15 protein-coding genes and 1 tRNA gene are annotated in these 14,650 nt (G+C 57.7%); 10 read left to right on the plus strand and 6 right to left on the minus strand.

Annotation, left to right across the window (positions count from 1 at the left end; genetic code table 11):
* The first annotated feature begins 114 nt into the window (after nucleotides 1–114).
* A complete protein-coding gene (locus VHB22_RS09765) occupies nucleotides 115–372 on the plus strand; it encodes a hypothetical protein (protein ID WP_325456786.1) in 258 nt (85 codons plus the stop codon).
* Between the two features lie 395 nt (nucleotides 373–767).
* Here VHB22_RS09765 and VHB22_RS09770 read toward each other — a convergent pair whose 3' ends face one another.
* Nucleotides 768–953: a hypothetical protein gene (locus VHB22_RS09770; protein WP_325456787.1), complete on the minus strand. Its 186-nt coding sequence runs from the start codon at nucleotides 951–953 to the stop codon at nucleotides 768–770.
* A gap of 137 nt (nucleotides 954–1,090) precedes the next feature.
* Nucleotides 1,091–2,173: an ROK family protein gene (locus VHB22_RS09775; RefSeq protein ID WP_325456788.1), complete on the minus strand. Its 1,083-nt coding sequence runs from the start codon at nucleotides 2,171–2,173 to the stop codon at nucleotides 1,091–1,093.
* Nucleotides 2,174–2,376: 203 nt separating this feature from the next.
* On the opposite strand from VHB22_RS09775, the gene VHB22_RS09780 reads away from it, so the two are divergent.
* Nucleotides 2,377–2,586 (plus strand): DUF6496 domain-containing protein, encoded by a 210-nt coding sequence (locus VHB22_RS09780; protein WP_325456789.1) that lies wholly within the window; start codon nucleotides 2,377–2,379, stop codon nucleotides 2,584–2,586.
* 284 nt (nucleotides 2,587–2,870) lie between these two features.
* Here VHB22_RS09780 and idi read toward each other — a convergent pair whose 3' ends face one another.
* Together idi and VHB22_RS09790 are read right to left on the minus strand one after the other, a co-directional pair.
* Nucleotides 2,871–3,404: an isopentenyl-diphosphate Delta-isomerase gene (gene idi / locus VHB22_RS09785; RefSeq protein ID WP_325456790.1), complete on the minus strand. Its 534-nt coding sequence runs from the start codon at nucleotides 3,402–3,404 to the stop codon at nucleotides 2,871–2,873.
* 105 nt (nucleotides 3,405–3,509) lie between these two features.
* Nucleotides 3,510–4,046 (minus strand): hypothetical protein, encoded by a 537-nt coding sequence (locus VHB22_RS09790; protein ID WP_325456791.1) that lies wholly within the window; start codon nucleotides 4,044–4,046, stop codon nucleotides 3,510–3,512.
* Between the two features lie 298 nt (nucleotides 4,047–4,344).
* Between VHB22_RS09790 and VHB22_RS09795 the strand changes: the two genes are divergently transcribed.
* From VHB22_RS09795 to VHB22_RS09815, 5 genes are all read left to right on the plus strand, one after another.
* A complete protein-coding gene (locus VHB22_RS09795) occupies nucleotides 4,345–4,719 on the plus strand; it encodes a DUF2946 family protein (RefSeq protein WP_325456792.1) in 375 nt (124 codons plus the stop codon).
* Nucleotides 4,720–4,805: 86 nt separating this feature from the next.
* Nucleotides 4,806–7,289 (plus strand): TonB-dependent receptor, encoded by a 2,484-nt coding sequence (locus VHB22_RS09800; RefSeq protein ID WP_325456793.1) that lies wholly within the window; start codon nucleotides 4,806–4,808, stop codon nucleotides 7,287–7,289.
* A gap of 5 nt (nucleotides 7,290–7,294) precedes the next feature.
* Entirely contained in the window at nucleotides 7,295–8,521 is a 1,227-nt protein-coding gene (locus VHB22_RS09805) for a sialidase family protein (protein WP_325456794.1), read from the plus strand.
* Nucleotides 8,518–9,021, plus strand: coding sequence for a TlpA disulfide reductase family protein (locus tag VHB22_RS09810; RefSeq protein WP_325456795.1), 504 nt, complete (start codon nucleotides 8,518–8,520; stop codon nucleotides 9,019–9,021). Before VHB22_RS09805 ends, VHB22_RS09810 begins: the two co-directional genes overlap by 4 nt.
* Before the next feature lie 128 nt (nucleotides 9,022–9,149).
* A complete protein-coding gene (locus tag VHB22_RS09815; protein ID WP_414652730.1) occupies nucleotides 9,150–9,416 on the plus strand; it encodes a GlsB/YeaQ/YmgE family stress response membrane protein in 267 nt (88 codons plus the stop codon).
* Nucleotides 9,417–9,516: 100 nt separating this feature from the next.
* On the opposite strand, the gene VHB22_RS09820 is transcribed toward VHB22_RS09815, so the two are convergent.
* Nucleotides 9,517–10,500: a nitronate monooxygenase gene (locus VHB22_RS09820; protein WP_325457145.1), complete on the minus strand. Its 984-nt coding sequence runs from the start codon at nucleotides 10,498–10,500 to the stop codon at nucleotides 9,517–9,519.
* Nucleotides 10,501–10,517: 17 nt separating this feature from the next.
* Nucleotides 10,518–10,955, minus strand: a complete 438-nt coding sequence (locus VHB22_RS09825) for an Rrf2 family transcriptional regulator (RefSeq protein ID WP_325456796.1) — start codon at nucleotides 10,953–10,955, stop codon at nucleotides 10,518–10,520.
* A gap of 92 nt (nucleotides 10,956–11,047) precedes the next feature.
* On the opposite strand from VHB22_RS09825, the gene VHB22_RS09830 reads away from it, so the two are divergent.
* The 3 genes from VHB22_RS09830 to VHB22_RS09840 all read left to right on the plus strand — a co-directional run bounded on the left by VHB22_RS09830 (nucleotide 11,048) and on the right by VHB22_RS09840 (nucleotide 14,629).
* A complete protein-coding gene (locus tag VHB22_RS09830; RefSeq protein WP_325456797.1) occupies nucleotides 11,048–11,455 on the plus strand; it encodes a group III truncated hemoglobin in 408 nt (135 codons plus the stop codon).
* 411 nt (nucleotides 11,456–11,866) lie between these two features.
* Nucleotides 11,867–11,940: transfer RNA gene (locus tag VHB22_RS09835), tRNA-Gly, on the plus strand.
* A 364-nt stretch (nucleotides 11,941–12,304) separates the two neighbouring features.
* Entirely contained in the window at nucleotides 12,305–14,629 is a 2,325-nt protein-coding gene (locus VHB22_RS09840) for a TonB-dependent receptor domain-containing protein (RefSeq protein ID WP_325456798.1), read from the plus strand.
* Nucleotides 14,630–14,650 lie beyond the last annotated feature (21 nt).

Consider the following 14,650-nt stretch of genomic DNA (forward strand, 5'->3'; position numbering starts at 1 on the left):
GGGAGTTCGTAGTCGCGGGCTCAAGGCAAAATCAATCAGTGCATAACTTTGTGTGCCTCTTCACTTGTTGAGTTTGAAGCCGGAGAGTGACCGCGATCGCTGCGGGAGGGAGCCGTGCACGCGGGAATCGAACTGCTGTATATCGAGGGGGAGATCAAATCCGGCCGGCTGACCGGACGGACGGTTCTCGTCATCGAAACTTCGCGCCAGATTGACCCCCAGCGGCCGGGCTATTCCGCTGCCGATATACAACGGCTGGTCGCGTCGGCCTGCGCGGAATGGGAACTGTGCTACGCACCGGCCGATACGGTCCGGCTAGAATATCGTCCTCGGCGGCAAGCTGGCTCCGTACGAAGCGAAGCGCGGCATTAAGCGGCCTGCGAGTTCAGTGCTCGGGGCATTTGGCTCTGTTGGACGTTTCAGACGGAAATCGAACTGTCTACAAATTGGCTGACGACGAGCTTGTCGTGCTCAAGGCGGCTCGCGTTTGAATGGGGTCGGCTGTCTCTCGGGTGGTGAAGACGAGGCTGACCAGGGCCAGGCCGACCAAGCACCAGAGAACTAGGGCGGAGGGGTCTCGGACTGCAAACCGCGGAACTCGGTTTGGTCGCGGGTGATGGTGCAGCATTTTATCGTTTCCGGAAGGCGGACCAGGAAGCAACCGGAGAACTGTTCGGCTCGTAGAAGGTTGCGTCTCCGGCGGCAAATTTTTCGCATGTCGCGTCCTGCGTTCGTTCCAACCCCAGATCGAGAGTTGGGCGCCTATTTTATAGGCTTGGGCGACGCTTCGGGCGTTCGAAATTGCTGGCTCGTCCGGGATGGCGAGAAGCGCTGCGCCCGCGGATCTCGTTTTTTTCCTTATAGCTTTCCGCGATCAGAAGGAGAGAGACGCCGATAACGGCGAGGCTCTGAAGCGCCAGAATGATCGCAAGGGGCATGATATCCCAGTCCATCGTGTTGGCCCTCCGAGTTATGCTCGAAGAACGGCGTGGGGCTTGCGCGGTTCCGCTCTCGCCGGCCGGAACGCAGATCATCTGTGGAAAACGCGCAACGGCTCGTGGGCCTGGTTTTCGTTCGCTGCATTCGGTCCTCACGATTTGGATGCGGCCTTCGGGGTGGAGCGATGCGTGAAGCGGGCATTTCCGAGTCCGGTTCCGATCGTGAGGATCCCCCAGTGTTTGCGATCCTCGATATACGGCAACTCGCTCAAGCCCTGGACGACGGCATCGTTGTGCATGACGACCATTGTTTCTCCGTCACCGATCCGCGTGATCCGTTCCCGGATGAGCTGCGGGAGATTGAATCGGCTGCTCTCCCAATTTCCAGGCAGGTTCTGGCTGCCTCGCTCGATTGATCCGTCGTTATTGATAACCCCGGGACAGCCGATGCCGACGACGGGCGCCAGTTCCATTTCATTCTTCCGGCCCCATTCGATCAGGTCTTCAAGCATTTCGATGAGGCGCTTGGTGGCGGTCTCGCGATCGGGATCGTCATCGCCATGGCGCCAAAGGTCCGACTTGACGATTTTCGCTTTCGCCAGCTCCGAAGATTTCTTGAGATTGAGCTCTATCACGCCCGCCCGAAAATTCGTGCCGCCAATGTCGATTGCGAGAATGCCGTCGTGTCCCTTGAGCATCCAAGCGGGAAGAAGATGCGCGGCGCCAAGGAGCCCGGCTTCATCAGGGTCATTGTGGATCAGTTCGAGATCCATATCGATCTCCTCGGCGCGAAGCAAAAGCTCGGTGCGCGCGACCGCCAGTTCACCGACGCGGCTTGCGCGAAAGCCGCCGCCGACGAAGATCGTTTCCGTGTCGCGCCATGCCTTCAGGCGCATAAAGCGGCGGATGACGAGTGCGAGCTGCTGTGCGAAATCCTCGATTGCGCTTTGCACGAGGCTCGCAGCTTCGGGATCGCCGCTCGCCAAGAGCTCTGCGAGTTTCTTTTTGCCAAGCTTTTCGCCGGGCTTATCTCCGAATGGATCTTCGCCAATCTCTTTGAGCGGCTTTCGCCACTTCTCGACGAACTCCCAGAAAGCGCCCTTGCTCGCCTTGTCGCCGATAAAGCCATCCTCATCTTCAATCTCGACATTATAGCTGTCGACGATCACACTCGGGAGAACATTTGCCCCGTGTGCGGGAAGGTCAGCCTGCTGCGTCTGTTCGTGCTTTGCCATTCAAGTCCGATCCGAATTTCCTCATGCGAGGAATGGAAACGCACGAGATCGGCCATTCGTAGCGCTGCGCGAAATTTATTCGCCAGCGCAGGGCTCAATGGAGCTTCTGACCCCGCCTGGTGCTCATTCAAACAACGCGAATTCAGGAACTTCCAGGAGGTCAGACGGTTAATACGCTAACCGATGATTGTGAGATGGATCCCATGGCTGCACGATATTCCAAGGCCGCGTCGAAGAAAGTCGGCACGGCGATGAAGGAGCGCAAGAAGGGCACCTTGAAGAGCGGGCGGAGCGGCAAGAAAGTCACGAGCCGCAAGCAGGCTATCGCGATCGGTCTTTCCAAAGCGCGAAAGGCCGGCAAGAAGGTGCCGGCCAAAAAGACAGCTGCGAAGAAAACGCGCCGGAAATCCTAAGCAGGTAACTTTAAATCTGCATCGTCCGGCTTGTGACGACCGCGGTCGCTTTAGACGGTCGCGCCGGCCATGTGGTAAATGGTGACGCACAAAGCTGCGACCACGATGGCAAGAACAATGATCGTAACCTGGTCTCCACGCATAGCCCTCTCCTTTCGCCTCTTTCCCGAGCAATACCAATACTCTACTCTATATCGCGCGGAAATGGAAAGCGTCTAGGACGTATGAATAGAGCCTCCTCATGCGGGACGTTGGGCGCAAAAGATTTTTCAGTTTGGTACATTCTATTGTGCGATTTCGACCGGCGGTGAAATCGGCCAGCCGGCGTCGACATACTTCCGGAACCACGCGCTGAAGCATTGCGGGGCCGTTGCAATCTGCCGCCGGATGACCGCCGGGCTCGACCAGCTAAATCCGTCGCACTCCTTGGGATTCGGAACGATAGCGTCCTCATAGTGCCCACGGAAAATGTGGACGAGTTCGTGTTCAATGAGACCGCCGCCGAGTTCTGCCCGATAGGTGAAGGTGCCGATGGGTGCGAGCTGGCAGGAAAATCCCATTTCTTCTTTTAGCCGGCGCAGAGCGGCATCACCCGACGGCTCGCCGGGGCGCGGGTGTCCGCAGCATGAATTGGTCCAAAGTCCGCCCGAATGGTACTTGCCTATATGACGACGTTGCAGAAGCAGGCGACCGTGGCTGTCCCAGATCATCACTGAGAACGCCCTATGCAAGTCTCCTCGCTGGTGCGCTTCGAGTTTTTCGGCGGTGCCAATTTCGCGATCTTCCAGATCGACAAGTACAATCTCTTCTTGAAGCATAGATAATTGTCTCCCCCCGAGAGACCCCGGTGAATAAGCTTAGCACGCCAATAGGCCCCGAATGAGGTCGTGAAGGTCAGCGGCCGGAGTTTCGGCTTCTGAAGTTCAGCGCCTGTAGAAGGCCATCATGCGCTCGAAGTTCTGATGGATTTGCTCTGCGGGCCGATCGAAGACGTCGAGAGGTATCCGTATGACGTCATCGCCGAGCTTCGTCCAGGGGAGACGCATGAGAAAGCGATAAAACGGCCTTTTGCGCCAGTCGGCAAGAAGCGCCCGGTCTAAGGGTTCCTGGAGCATGATCCGCAACTCGTTCGATGCTGTTCCTCGAATTTCGATCGGGATAAGGTCGAGCCGTTTGACGGCGCGCCATGAGATGATGCCAAGCCCATCGGCAAAAATACCGTATTGACTGGCGCCGATCCGCGGTCTTCCAGTCTCCAATAGCGGGAAATTATAGTAGGCGAACCCGAATGCGATTAGCGCCAGCGCAATCAGGAAAATATTATCGAGTGAAATTCCCGCGACGGCAAAGCACGCGCTGACAAATCCCACCACATATACGGGAAACTGAATCTCTTCCCGCTCGTAGGCTACCGTGTAACCGTGCGGATGCTTTTGGTCCAATGCAGGCGTGCTCTTCATCGCAGTCCCTCATAGCCCCTAAATCAAGATATGTGCCATGGGGGGCGCCACGCGTACCTGGCTGATGTTCCTGGATGAAATCCGTAGTTCGGTTTGCGGCGGCGCAAATGCGCGCTTCGCATGGTGCATTGATAGCTCCTATGCCGATATTTTCAGCATCTTGCGAAGCGTGGACCGGCGGTTCTCGCGGCGCTTTGGCAACAAAGCTATTTGGCCTCAGGCGGATTGGTTGCCCTCTCTTCGAGCAGACGCTAAAGTTTTTCGGCCTCCGACTCATCATTGGCGGCTTAGGGGTTTCATGCGCCGTTGTTTCAATTTGCTGATCGGCCTTGCGTTCGCGCTACGCAGTTTGTTGCCCGTGGGCTTCATGCTGGCAGCGACGCCGGGCCACGCTGGCGAACTCCAAATCGTTATTTGTACTGGCCATGGTCCCGCAAACCTGACTCTCGATGCGAATGGCGTCCCACAGCCTCAAAAGTCTCCGACGTCCGCAAAGGACATTTGTCCCTATTCGTCGGCTGGGGCAGTAGCCGTCAATCATGCGACGCCTCATCTTCTTGTCCGCGCTGTCAGCTACGCATCGCTGACCTACCGCATCGCGCGGGAGCATTTTCGAGCGACTCCGCAACCACGTGCGCACTCCGCGCGCGGACCGCCTGCAGTTCTGATCTGAAAGTTTAGCGTTTTCGCCGCGTTCGCCGGGGAGGGACCTCCGTTGGCAGCGTGCTCTCGCAGCTCAGTTCAGGTTGGATCATCGAAATGCTTTTTCAGTCGAACCGCCCGGAAGCGGTGCACTGGGCATATCTGCCCACACGGAAATCGATTGCCTTCGTAACGCATGGAGTGGCTCTGCTGCTCTCTGCTCAAATGGCCCATGCGCAGGAGGCTGGATCGCCGAACGCACTAAAGCTGCCTGACGTGACCGTGCAACAAGATCAAAAGACATCGGCGCCAAAAATCGCTCGGAAATCGAAGACCAAAGCAAAAAGGAAGGTCGCGGAAAAAAGGACCGCGCCGCCGACCGCTCCGCCGAAGCCCTCGGTTCGGCCGATCGAAATGGTCACTCCATCGCCGTTGCCGAGTTCGCCGCTCTCTGCGACGCCGCTGATCGGCAATCCCGGTACGCCGTCGCATGCCGTAGCAAGCGTCCCGGGTGCATCCGGGGCAGGCGCGCAGACTGCGACCGGCATCGACATGACGCGGTTCGACAACACGCCCGTATTTTCGGTGAGCGATGTCCTGCACGAAGTGCCGGGAGTATCATTGAAGCAGGGAAACGGCCCGCGCGATATGGGCATTTCGATCCGCGGATCTAATGCCCGCAACGGTTACGGCATTCGCAACATCGTCGTTCTGGACGATGGCTTTCCGGTCACGCAGCCTGATGGGCTTTCCCGGAGCGACTTGATTGACCCACATGCTTATGCGGGCATCGATGTTTGGAGAGGGCCATCGTCGGCATTGTTTGGCAATTACGCGACCGGCGGCGCGATCAACTTCCGCACATGGCCTGGAGGGGTCGTTGATGGTGTCGAATACGGCATCGACGTCGGAAGCTTTAACTACCTCAATAATTACGTCATCGGCGGCGCCAAGGGGAGCAATTGGGAAGGCTCGATCTTCACGAGCGATGTCCGAGGCGATGGCTACTTCGAATATGGAAGCTTCAATACCCAGACGATCAACGCGCTGCTGACGTACAAGCCGACCGCCTCGGACACGATAACACTCAAGGCGATCAACAACGATCTTTACACGCAGCTGCCGTTCCGCACGTCGCTCAGGGATTTCAGGCTCAATCCGTATCAGAAGGGATGTAAAACGGCTGCAACGGCAGCCGAAGGGTGCGAGACGCTGAACTACTCGCCCGGTTATGGCGCGCCGGTGGCGCAGACCGCAGAGCAAGCCGGTGCGAACCGCAATGATCGCCGGACGCTTGGCGGGTTCCGATGGGATCATGTGTTCAACGCCGACACCAGTAGTCAGGTGCAGTTCGTTATCGACGATCGCAACATCAATCAGCCGACAGGAACGACAGGTTCTATCGGTGACTACCTGTCGTATAATTTCAGCGGAGGTTTGACGAACCGTTCGACATTCGCGGGGCTTCCAACGCTCGCTTATCTTGGGGCGTTCTGGAACTACCTTCCGGTTGACGGGCAGACTTATTTCATTGCGCCTGGCGGTAACGCAAGGCTCGGCAAATTGCAATCCGTGCAAAGGGGTTCGACGATGAACTTCGGCGCGCGTGTGCGCGAAGAGGTCAAGCTGACAAACGAGTTTGCAGTCGTCGCCGGTGCCACCGTCGAGAGAACATCGCTCGATGGCTCGCAGACTGGATTCACCTACGACGTCGACGGCAACGTTGCGACGACCAGGAACGTCTCGGCTAATCGCGATCTGACGAACTTCGCTCCTGAGCTCGGCGTCGTCTATACGCCAAGCCGCGAATGGCAACTACGCGCCCGTGTCGGAACCGGCTATGGCACCCCGCAATTTTCAAATCTGTTCGTCACGCCGGACGGAGAGCCTGGTAATAACACGGAGCTGAAGTCACAGCGCAACGTCGGGTTTGACGTCGGCGGCGATTGGAGGCCGGTTTCGGGTGTCACTCTGAGCCTGACGGGCTTTTACGAGTTCTTCAATAACGAACTCGTTTCGCAATCGGCGGGGCCAGGTTTGATGAACTTCACGTTCAATGCGCCTGCGTCCGAGCATCGCGGCATCGAAGCTGCCGCAAATGTGATTTTCGGGGAGGGGTGGCGTTGGACCGCGTCATACTTGTTCAACGATCAGGTCTATACCGACTATGACGAATTGGTTTCCGGTGCTTCCGAAGCGGTGAGCCGCGCCGGCAACAAAATACCCGGTGTTTCGCCGGGCGAAGTCACGACACGCCTCAGCTACGATCAGCCGGACGGACCGTTCAGAGGTCTTGGAACTTACGTCGAATACGAATGGCACGACGGCTTCTACATGGAGAACGCCAACCTGCTGACGGCTCCCGGCTATCAACTCGTAAATCTCAACGTCCATTACACCAAGGATTTTGACACGGGTCCGGTCCGTTCGTTAATGGCCTATTTTGAGATCCGGAACCTTTTCGACGAAACATACATCTCTGCGGCAAACAACATCTCCGATCGCGCAGGATACACAGCCGACGATTTGGCGGGCATTGCGGGCTCTATCTATGCCGGGGCGCCGCGAACGTACTACGGCGGCATGAAAGTGAGGTTCTGAGTTCCATGCGTCTCCATTCCACATTTTGGCCGTTTGTCATCGCGTTTGCCATGGCGACGGCGTCCGGACCAGCCTACGCGCACGACGAGGCTATGCACCGTCACGAACGACATGCAGCTTGTAAAACGACCACGCTCGCTTGCGCGACGGTTGCAACGGGCGCATTCGCGCCCGACGGTAAGCTATGGGTAACGTGGGTTGCTGGCGGTCGCGTTTCCCTCGCAAGTTCGCCGGACCTTGGTAAATCGTTCTCCGATACGATGACGCTTCCGGCGACGGCGTTGCCTCTGGATGATGGTCCCGATGCACGGCCGAAAATCGCCTTCGGCCGGAACGGCCGCGTTGCGCTCACGTATACGACGCGTGACGATCACTATCAGGGGCATGCTTATATCGCTCGTTCGTCCAATGGCGGGGCAACGTTTTCTGTCCCGCAACCGATGACCACTGGATCACCAAGCCAGCGCTTCGAAACGGTCGCCTTCGATAGGGACGGCCGAGCTTTTGCGGCTTGGATCGATAAACGCAACGTCGCAGCTGCCAAGGCCAGCGGTAAGCCGTACGCCGGAGCCGCTCTTGCTTTTGCCTGGGACGATAAACCTGGCGGCAATCTTCAGGCCGCGGCGATCGCGCGTGACAATAGCTGCGAGTGTTGCCGCATTGCCGTAGCATTTGCCGGACCCGGCAAGCCGGTCGTCATGTTCCGCAACATATTCGATGGCGGCATTCGCGATCATGCCGTTATCACGTTTTCGAACGACGGGAAGGCCGGTCCGCTCTATCGCGTCAGTGACGACGATGCGAAGATCGACGCCTGTCCGCATCAAGGACCGAGCCTTGCCGTTGGTCCTGACGGCACCTATCACGCGACGTGGTTCGCGTTGGGACGCAAACTAAAAGGCGTCTACTACGCGCGTTCGGAGAACGGCGGCAAAACGTTTTCCAAACCGATGCGGCTCGGCGAGCCTGACAAACAAATTTCGCGGCCGTATGTTCTGGCGGCCGGTGACGTCGTTTATCTCGTCTACAAATCGTTCGATGGAAGCCGGACGAGCATCGAGTTGATGACCTCGCGCGATGCTGGGAAATCCTGGAGCACACCGCACTCGATCGCATCGACCGCGGACTCGTCGGATCACCCGTTGTTGGTCGCGAACCATTCGACGGCCTATCTTTCGTGGCTGACGTCGAAGGAAGGTTATCGGCTCATTCCATTGGAGCCGCAGTCGTGAAGACGGTTTTGCGCTTCATCTTTCCATTGTTCGTGTCGCTATCGACCATAAGTCTGGCGAAAAGCGCCGAGATTCCGCAGCGCTTCGACGCTACAGGCTGGCGGAATTTGCTCGCTTCTCACAGAGGGCAGCCGCTCATCGTGCATTTCTGGGGATTCACTTGCGGCAACTGCATGGTGGAACTGAAGGACTGGGGTGCGTTTGCGCAGCAGCATCCGGACATACCGATTGTGTTCGTCAATTGGGATCGCCGCGGCGCCGATCCGGCGCATATTGCGCAAACGTTGGAAAAGATGGGATTAGGTAGGGTCAAAAGCTTCACACTTGCGGACGGCTTTGAAGAGAAGCTTCGTTTTGCAGTGGATCACGATTGGTTGGGTGAGCTTCCTTTCACGCGCTTGATCACGCCCGGCGGTGTGCAAACGGCGTTCTCTGGCACCGCGAATTTTTCAGATCTTTCAAAGTGGATCGACGCGCATCCAGCGGCACCAAGGAAATAGACGTCCGCCGCAGGGCAACAAAAGATATTGCTCCGCGAGAGCATGCGCGTCGCGCTTGTCAACTGTCGTTTTGCCGCAGATGATCGTGCGCATCCGATTCGTGCGCGTTGCTGATACGGAGAAGCGACATGGATATTGATCTCCAATCACTGATCATCTGGCTGATTATTGGCGCGATCGCCGGCTGGCTGGCCGGACAAATCATGAAAGGCGGCGGTTTCGGTCTCGTCGGCGACATCATCGTTGGAATCGTCGGAGCGTTCATAGCGGGCGCTTTGTTTCCGCGCTTGGGATTTACGATCGGCGGCAACAGCATCATAGGCGCCATCATCGCTGCTGCGATCGGAGCATGCGTGCTTCTTTTCATTCTACGACTGGTTCGACGAGGGGTTTAGCCGGTCGCGAGCGAGTCCTTCCACGAGCGAGACCGGCTGTTTCAACAGCCGGATCTCGGTCGAAGATAGTTTTGCCCGGTCATTGCCGGCCCGATTGCTGTCAGGCCGTAACGGTGAACTGGGCCGCTTTGGATTTCAGTAAAGTCTCGGCTTGGCGAACCATTCGGTCGATGATTTCGGACGCTGGCTCGATATCCTTGATGATTCCTACGGTCTCGCCGACGAAGGTATTGCTTCCGTCCGGATCGCCCGCCGCCCACGCCGCACGATATTTGCTCGCTTCCTGATCCGCGACCGTGACCAACTCGTCCTCGTGGCCGTGCCATCGCTCGATGAATGCGTTTTTCAAGACGCGTGCCGTATAACGTCGCGGCCAGTCGAGCTTTCTCGCCAGGTCCATGGTTTGTGAGCGGATGGTATCGTCTCCCGTTGACCGCAGTGCCGCAGCATGCATTTGCTCACTGACGTTGGCTTCTTTCGATGCCCAAAGCCTCGATCCGACAAGTACGCCGTCGGCTCCGAGCATCAGCGCTGCAGCGAGGCCGCGGCCGTCGCCTACACCCCCGGCGGCGCAAAGAAGGGTTTCGGGTCGCTCCTTGGCAATCAAATCGGCAACTTCGGGAACAAGGGTGAAAGTTGCACGCTTTTCGCCGTGCCCGCCAGCTTCGGTTCCTTGAGCGACGATGACGTCGGCTTCACACGCCAGCGCGCGCTCGGCATCGCGCCGCGTTTGTATTTGACAGATGAGCTTGACGCCGCGCTGTTTGATGCGGTCGGCGAGAGGAACGGGATCGCCGAAAGACAAGAGGATAGCTTTCGGCTTGCTTGCGAGTGCGAGGTCGAGGAGAGCCGGCTGCTTTCTGAGCGACCACGTAATGAAGCCGCACCCGATGGACTGATTGTCCGCAGTGCGAAACTCTTTTGCGAGCCAATCAGCGTCGCCGTAACCGCCTCCGATAAGGCCGAGTGCACCGCTCGCTGAAACTGCTGCTGCAAGACGCCCGCCCGCGGCAAACGCCATGGGTGCGGAAATGATTGGATGATTAAGACCGAAACTTTCCGTCAGACGCGTCTTGAGCACGATACACCCCTTAGCGCGGCTCAGTTCTCGAAGAGCCGGAGTTCTGTCAGCAAGGCTTTGCGGTTCGAGACGATATCGGCGAGAGTCCATTCGTCGAGTTCGGCAAGATATGCGTCGAGTGCGCGGCGAAGAGCGTGTTTGAGCCGACACGCCTTTGTGATCCGGCAGGTGTCTGTCGCGCCGAAGCACTCGACAATCTGGAAGTCGTCCTCGACGCAGCGCAAGATTTCGCCGAGGGTCATCGCATCGGCCGGCTTTCCAAGACGTAATCCGCCGCCGCGGCCGCGCAGCGCTTGAACGAATCCGTGTTTTGCCAGTCGATTGACGACTTTCATCAGGTGATTTTCGGATATCCCGTATGCCTTCGCGATCTCCTCAATTGTTGCCAGGCGTTCCGTATGGACGCCTAGAAACATCAAGACGCGGAGCGCGTAGTCGGAATGGACGGTTAGCCGCATCGAAAGTTCTGCATTGAGATTGCTTGGAACGAGGGAAGATTATAAGATGCAATTACGATACATCTTATAGGATCTCTGGGCAAGGGGTTGGCATGACCTACCAGCCGCATCCGAAGGCCCCCGGCTCGGCCGCGGGAATCGACGAGGCGTTGATCGCAGAACTTGTCGATCGTTTTTATGCGAAAGTTCGCCGCGATGCGCTTCTCGGTCCTGTATTCAACACGCGCATCGACAATTGGGACGAGCATCTCACGAAACTCCGCGCGTTCTGGTCGTCCGTCGTTTTGTTGACCGGAAGGTATAAGGGCCAGCCGATGCCGGTCCACGCTGCCATCGGGGAAATCACCGACGCGCACTTCGAGCGTTGGTTGGAACTTTTTGCCGAGACGGCGAAAGACGTTTGCCCGCCGCAAGCCGCCGCGCTTTTCATCGATCGGTCGCAACGGATAGCCCAGTCGCTGCGGCTCGGAATCGCCGCCAGCCGCGGCGTCATTGCTTAGCCACGGCTATCGCAGGCCTTCTGGATCGCCAGGAGAATGCAGGGCGCTCTTTCGTTGAACTTTTTCGACTTTGATCCATTGAATCCCAAGTACGCGCTCGGTGGCAACCGGCCGCAACGGAGAATGATGGACGCAGCCATTTTGCCGGTTTCTCGCTGCGACACCAACGCATCGGTACGCGTGGACATCTAACCTGTTCCGGGCGCGTACGACCTTAGCCCGGCGCGTCGTGAGGCTCCGCGCCGCTCGCGGGCTTCTCCCTTGGGTGTGGGCAGACAACTTTTCGAGACATCAGCTGGAAAAGCTTGCCGCGTGTCTCTCCCGGCTCTCTTTTTGTTCCCGTTTTTCCCGTTTGCATGTTCCCCATCTCTGTGCCAAAAACCCCTTTCTTTACGGGCTCCTGGCTCGTTCGCGGGTGTAGCTCAATGGTAGAGCAGCAGCCTTCCAAGCTGAATACGTGGGTTCGATTCCCATCACCCGCTCCAACGTCCTCCAAATCCCAGCCGAATCCGCCTTCTTAAAAACGTCGCGCGTTGCGGTTTGCGTGCGCGTCCCAGTTGTTCGTTTGAGGTGATCGCGCGTAGCACACGTCGACGCCACACCCGCTCGAATGCTCCGAAATCCGAATGATTCCAGATCACAAACTGCGGCGTTTGGGCAACGGCGCGCCATGACAATAATATTGACTATTAGAGTATAGTTTATATTCTTCCCTTCAATCGGTCTGAGACCGTCAAGATCATTCGTGCCGTGTGTCAGGGGGATACCGCACGAGAAGAGGCAAGCCAGCCGCATTGCGCCAAAAGCGCGAGCCCGCCCGCCAGCCCGTAACACCCAGGGAGGGGAGTCATGCTCACGCGTAGCGGTTTCACATTGCAGGAGAGCCGGTCAGCCGAAGCGAGTGGCACTCGTGGCTGCGATCGGGGGCCGACGAAATCAGTGGCCGGACTGTCGAATGCGGCACTCGCTCTCGGCGTATCAATTATCGCTCTCGGCGTGGCGACAGGCGCATGTGCGCAGGAAGCGCAGTTGCCGGGCGTAAATATCACCGGTGCCAAGGCAAAGAAAGCGAGCGCGCCCAAGAACAAGGCGAAGCAGAAGCCAACGCAAGCTGCGCAATCCGCTGCGCCGCCGGCCGCTCCGCAAGCCTCTGCCGAAAGCAAAGAAGCAGCCGAAGTCGATGCGCCCTATAGCGTCCCTGCCGGGGTCAGCGTTGCGGGGCAAAGCGAGATCCAAACCTTCGGGCAGGGCAACGTTCAAGATGTTCTGCGTGCCATGCCGGGGGTCTCCACAGGCAACGATCCGAACAATCCGGGTATTGCCGTCAATATTCGCGGGTTCGAGGGCCAGGGCCGCGTGAACATGACGATCGACGGCGTGAGGCAAAACTTCAGGATCACCGGCCACACGTCGCAGGGATTTGCTTACGTCGATCCGCTGCTGCTTGCGAGCATCGCGGTGCAGCGCGGAGCGGTTTCAGGACCCGGAGGCGCGGGTGCGCTTGCGGGGACGGCCGATATGCGGACGCTCGATGTCGACGATGTCTTGAAACCAGGCAAGGACTACGGGGCGCTGACCAGCCTGACCTGGGGCAGCAATGGCGTCGGATTTTCGGAGATGGGCGCTGGTGCAATCCGCAGCGGCAACATCAGCATCATCGGCGCGATCAGCAAGCACGATCAGGACGATTATGAGAATGGCAACAATCAGCGCGTTCCGTACACGGATCAGGATCTAATTTCGGGCTTGGCAAAGATCCACGTCAAGATCGATCCGGCGCAAGAGGTTTCGTTCGGCACGGTTCTTTATAACAACGACTTCACCGCCAACTCGTACAACCAGAATCTCGACTCCAAAATTTACACCGCGAACTACGTTTATAATCCGCTCGCCAACGATCTCGTGAATTTCCACGCGAACTTCTACGGCAGCGACGTCAAGATGCGCTATTTTAATGGGATCGCGGGTGCTTCGAGCGCGGACGGCCGTACGATCGAAGACCTTGGATTGGGCTTCGACGTTTCCAACACGTCGCTCTTCAATCTTGGCGGCATCTTCGTCAAGTCGACTTATGGATATGAGTACTTCCACGATGACGTCGATGCCACGAATGGCCTTGATCCCTTACAAGGCGGTGGCGTCAATCCATCGGGCCAATCGACAGTTCGCGGTGCGTTCTCCGAGACGACATTCTCGAAGAGTATCTTCGATTTTATCGTAGGTTTGCGGTACGACGATTATAATCTCAGCGGCAGCGGTGTCGTTGATCCGCATGCACCCGATTTTCTTGGGCCGGGTTATCCCGTTCCTCTGCCGCCAGGAATTGATGCAGGGCCGTTCCACGTCGACAATTCGTACGGCGCCTTCAGTCCAAAGTTCACGCTCGCTGCAAAGCCTGTTGAATGGTTCCAGCCTTACGTGACGTGGTCGAACTCGTTCCGCGCACCGACGATTTCAGAAACGTTGCTCGACGGGACGCATCCTGCGAGCGGATTTGAACCGAACTTCTTTCCCAATCCATTCCTTCAACCGGAAAAGCAAAGAGGATGGGAATTCGGCTTCAACTCGAAGAGGGATAACGTATTCCTGCCGGGCGACGCATTCCGCTTCAAAGGCGACTACTACACGATGGACGTCGATAACTACATTACGGCGTCATGTGCTGTGGTCGATCCGATCTTTGGACTCGTCAATTGCTTCTATGCCAACAACCCCGGCACATCGAAGGTCGAGGGCGTCGAGCTGCAAGGCACCTACGATGCGGGCTATTTCTTCGCGGGTCTAAGCTATTCGCATAACCATACCACGCTGCCTTCGCAGACGGATGGACTTGGTTTGCACAGCTACCTGCCCGGAGATGTCGCCACCATCACCGGAGGTTTGCGCTTCTTCGACCAGCGGCTGACGGTCGGTGCGCGTGCTTACATCACCTCGAAAAGTCAGAAGGGGGATGTCAACGTCAATCCCGGCGATCCGCTCTTCTACGATGGCTATACGACCTATGATCTGTTCTCGGATTATAAGCTGACCGACGATATCGACGTGGCGCTCACGGTCACCAATCTGACCGATCTTGCTTACACTCCCGCACTCAGCGCGTTGGGCACCGGTCTTAGCCCCGTAGAAACCGGTCGCGGCCGCACGTTCCTGCTGACGACGCGGGCGAAGTTTTAATTCGGCCGCCCGATGACGCGG

The sequence above is a fragment of the Hyphomicrobium sp. genome (assembly GCF_035548195.1).
In the GTDB taxonomy this organism is placed as follows: Bacteria; Pseudomonadota; Alphaproteobacteria; order Rhizobiales; family Hyphomicrobiaceae; genus Hyphomicrobium_B.

Excerpts from the sequence above, each read along its gene's own strand:
- VHB22_RS09770 (WP_325456787.1), bottom strand. The coding sequence starts at position 953 with ATGGACTGGGATATCATGCCCCTTGCGATCATTCTGGCGCTTCAGAGC.
- VHB22_RS09775 (WP_325456788.1), bottom strand. The coding sequence starts at position 2,173 with ATGGCAAAGCACGAACAGACGCAGCAGGCTGACCTTCCCGCACACGGG.
- VHB22_RS09780 (WP_325456789.1), top strand. The coding sequence starts at position 2,377 with ATGGCTGCACGATATTCCAAGGCCGCGTCGAAGAAAGTCGGCACGGCG.
- idi (WP_325456790.1), bottom strand. The coding sequence starts at position 3,404 with ATGCTTCAAGAAGAGATTGTACTTGTCGATCTGGAAGATCGCGAAATT.
- VHB22_RS09790 (WP_325456791.1), bottom strand. The coding sequence starts at position 4,046 with ATGAAGAGCACGCCTGCATTGGACCAAAAGCATCCGCACGGTTACACG.
- VHB22_RS09795 (WP_325456792.1), top strand. The coding sequence starts at position 4,345 with ATGCGCCGTTGTTTCAATTTGCTGATCGGCCTTGCGTTCGCGCTACGC.
- VHB22_RS09800 (WP_325456793.1), top strand. The coding sequence starts at position 4,806 with ATGCTTTTTCAGTCGAACCGCCCGGAAGCGGTGCACTGGGCATATCTG.
- VHB22_RS09805 (WP_325456794.1), top strand. The coding sequence starts at position 7,295 with ATGCGTCTCCATTCCACATTTTGGCCGTTTGTCATCGCGTTTGCCATG.
- VHB22_RS09815 (WP_414652730.1), top strand. The coding sequence starts at position 9,150 with ATGGATATTGATCTCCAATCACTGATCATCTGGCTGATTATTGGCGCG.
- VHB22_RS09825 (WP_325456796.1), bottom strand. The coding sequence starts at position 10,955 with ATGCGGCTAACCGTCCATTCCGACTACGCGCTCCGCGTCTTGATGTTT.
- VHB22_RS09830 (WP_325456797.1), top strand. The coding sequence starts at position 11,048 with ATGACCTACCAGCCGCATCCGAAGGCCCCCGGCTCGGCCGCGGGAATC.
- VHB22_RS09840 (WP_325456798.1), top strand. The coding sequence starts at position 12,305 with ATGCTCACGCGTAGCGGTTTCACATTGCAGGAGAGCCGGTCAGCCGAA.